Origin of the sequence: Streptomyces muensis (genome assembly GCF_021474425.1) — a bacterium.
In the GTDB taxonomy this organism is placed as follows: Bacteria; Actinomycetota; Actinomycetes; order Streptomycetales; family Streptomycetaceae; genus Streptomyces; species Streptomyces muensis.
In genome coordinates this window covers 1-2,889 of record NZ_JAKEIP010000493.1, presented here as the reverse complement: position 1 = coordinate 2,889, position 2,889 = coordinate 1, and the positions used below count along the sequence as shown (strand labels likewise).

Below are 2,889 nucleotides of genomic sequence, written 5' to 3'. Positions count from 1 at the left end.
ATAGCTGTTCGTCGGCAGCGTCAAGATGTGTATAAGAGACAGGTCCAAGCCCCGCCCCGGCGTCAACGGCACCGACCCCGCCGTGGGCCCTGCCGTACCCGCCCTGCCGCCCACGCCCCCGGAGCCCGCCGCCGGCTGGCGGCCCTGGCGTTTCCGCATGTCGAACGACGTCTGGGGCACCCCCTCCGTCGCCGACGACCTCGTCTACGTCACCTCCTTCGAGGTGCACGCCCTCGACGTGGCCACCGGCCGCCGCCGCTTCAAGACACGGGACGTCGCCTGGTCGATGGCGGTCGCCGACGGCCGTATCCACGCCTCCGACGGCCCGACCCTGTTCGCCCTGGACAGCAGGGAGGGCGGTGACCTGTGGCGGCTGCAGACGGACGCCTGGGTGTACTCCCTCAAGGCCGAGCGGGGCACGGTCATCACCGGCACGCGCGGCGGCGGTGTCCAGGCCTGGGAGGCCTCGAACGGCCAGAAGCTGTGGGAGCTCACCGGGGCGCAGTCCGACTTCGAGTCCCCGGAGGCCGGCCCGGCGCTGTACGACGGCACGGTGTACGTCTGGCAGGACGCCCGGCTGAAGGCCCTGGACGCCCGCACGGGCGACGAGCGCTGGTCGTACCCGATCGGCGACGCCGCCTCCTGCGGCGGGGTGCCGGTGCGGGTGGCGCAGGCGCACGACGGCTATGTGTACGTCTCGGCCGGGACGCGGGTGCTCGCACTCGACGTCGTGAGCGGACTGGTCCGCTGGCACTTCGAGGCCCCTGCGGTCTTCCTGTGCCCGCCGACCTTCGTGCCGGGCCCGGCGGTGACCGGCGGCGGTGTGTACCTCGCCGACTACCTCGGCACGGTCTACGCCCTGGACGCCACCGACGGCCGCGACCGCTGGCGCATCGCCACGGAGTCCCGTTCCTCGATCGAGCCGGTTCTGGTGGCTGCCGGTCATGTCCACGTTGGCAGCGGCAAGGGGCTGTACACGCTGGACGCGGTCACCGGGACGCCGAAGTGGCGTTTCCAGGCGGGCGGCGACATCGTGGGTGCGCCGGCGGTGGCGGAGGGGCGGATCCACTTCGGCTCCACCGACCATCTGCTGTACACGCTGAAGGCCGACGACGGCCGACTGCGGTGGAAGCTCGCCACGGGTGGGGAGATCACGGGGTCGCCGGTGGTGCGGGACGGGGTCGTGTACGCGTGCAGCAAGGATCGGTGTGTGTATGCGCTGGATGCGGAGAAGGGCACGGGTACGGCTCGCTCCGGGGGGTAGTGCCGGGTCAGGTGCGTGTTTGAGTGCGGCGCCGTCGTGGCTGGGCGCGCAGTTCCCCGCGCCCCTAGGGGTGCGCCCCTGCGGGGCGCTACCCCCCTCTCGCGGGCCGTTCCCCGTCTCTTCACGGGTCCTGCACCTGGCGCTGCTAGCGTGACGTGCTCACGGTCAAGTCGCCGGTGATGAACGTCAATTCGGGGGTCGCACGGAATGAAGCTTCGCCATGTTCGCGCTGTCGCTGTTCTCGTCGGCGTGGTGGTCGCGCTGACGGGGGCCAAGCGCTCTCACGGCGGTGGCTGTGACGACAGTTCGAGTTCCAGCAGCTCGTCGAGCAGTACGGGCGGTACGCACTACGACGACGATGACGACGACTACTCGTCGTCCGGCGGTGTCTCGGGCGGCGGCAGTAGCGCGACCGCGTCCGCCGAGGCCACCCAGGATGTGCGGATCCGCAGCTGTGTGTACGACGCGACCCGGGGCATCGTCGCCCAGGTCGAGGCCACCAACACCAGCAGCATCACGACGTACACCTACGAGTTCGGCGTCACCTTCAAGGACCCGAGCGGCACGCTCGTGCGCACCAGCTCGTCGAGCATCCCGTACGTCTCGGCCGACACCACGGAGACGCTGGACGTGGCGGCCGCGTACGTCCCGGACGCCGGCGCGAGCACGAGTGGCGTGACCTGCGTACTGGACGACGTGACCCGTACGGCGGTGTAGCTCAGCGGACCCGGTGGTCGCGGCGCCGCGCCCGGAACAGCTCCGCCTGCCGCTCACCCGGCAGGTTCCCGAGCGCGATCAGGTGCGGCGCCTGCGCGAACGCCCGGTCCAGGGCGGCCTCCTTGGCCGCCCACAGCGCCCGCACGGTCCCCTGCACCCCCTCCGCCGGATACCCGGCGATGACGGCCGCGCATTCCTTCGCCGCCGCCAACGCCCCGCCCACCTCGGTGACTTCGGACACGAGCCCGATCTCGTACGCCCGCCGCGCCGACAGCCGCTCCGCGCTCCCCATGAGCGCCATGCGCGCGGCCTCCCCGTACGGCATGCGCAGCGCCATCAGCATCGACTCGTACGCGCTGACCATCCCGTAGGTGGTGTGCGGGTCGAAGAAGGTGGCGGTCGGATCGGCGACGACGAAGTCCGCCTCCCCGAGCAGATAGAAGGCCCCGCCGCAGGCCATGCCCCGCACGGCGGCGACCACCGGCTTCCACAGGTCGTTGGACTTCGGCCCGACCCGCAGCAACGGATCGTCCATCATGTACGGCGACCCGGGCTGCGGCACGACGACCTCCCGGTCCAGCCCCGTACAGAAGGCCCGCTCTCCCGCACCGGTCAGCACGACGGCCCGTACCGTGTCGTCGAACCGCAACTCCCGCCAGGCAGCTACGAGTTGGTCCCGCATCTCAAGGTCGATGGCGTTGTGCCGGTCGGGGCGGTCGAGGGTGATGACGGCGACGCCGGTGTCTTTGTCGGTGGTGAGGTCGAGGGTGATGACGGCGATGGCTGTGTCCTTGTCCGTCGTGAGGGTGAGGGTCATGGGCGCTCCAGGGTCCACTGCGGCAGACCGGTGGTGTTGAAGACGGCCTGGACCTTGGCGCCGATGCGGATCCGGTCGGGGGGAAGGGAGT

At 71.0% G+C, this 2,889-nt stretch carries 2 protein-coding genes and 1 pseudogene; 2 read left to right on the top strand and 1 reads right to left on the bottom strand.

Features of this window, described 5'->3' with window-relative positions:
* Positions 1-43: 43 nt before the first annotated feature.
* Positions 44-1,264: pseudogene (locus L0P92_RS43575) on the top strand (outer membrane protein assembly factor BamB family protein); the annotation flags it as partial.
* A gap of 207 nt (positions 1,265-1,471) precedes the next feature.
* On the top strand, positions 1,472-1,981 hold the full coding sequence (locus L0P92_RS43570; protein WP_234768670.1) for a hypothetical protein: 510 nt from the start codon (positions 1,472-1,474) through the stop codon (positions 1,979-1,981).
* A gap of 1 nt (position 1,982) precedes the next feature.
* Here L0P92_RS43570 and L0P92_RS43565 read toward each other — a convergent pair whose 3' ends face one another.
* Positions 1,983-2,798, bottom strand: a complete 816-nt coding sequence (locus tag L0P92_RS43565) for an enoyl-CoA hydratase/isomerase family protein (RefSeq protein WP_234768669.1) — start codon at positions 2,796-2,798, stop codon at positions 1,983-1,985.
* Positions 2,799-2,889: the final 91 nt, after the last annotated feature.

What these genes read in the sequence shown, in the direction of transcription:
- L0P92_RS43570 (WP_234768670.1), top strand. Translation starts at nt 1,472, where the DNA reads ATGAAGCTTCGCCATGTTCGCGCTGTCGCTGTTCTCGTCGGCGTGGTG.
- L0P92_RS43565 (WP_234768669.1), bottom strand. Translation starts at nt 2,798, where the DNA reads ATGACCCTCACCCTCACGACGGACAAGGACACAGCCATCGCCGTCATC.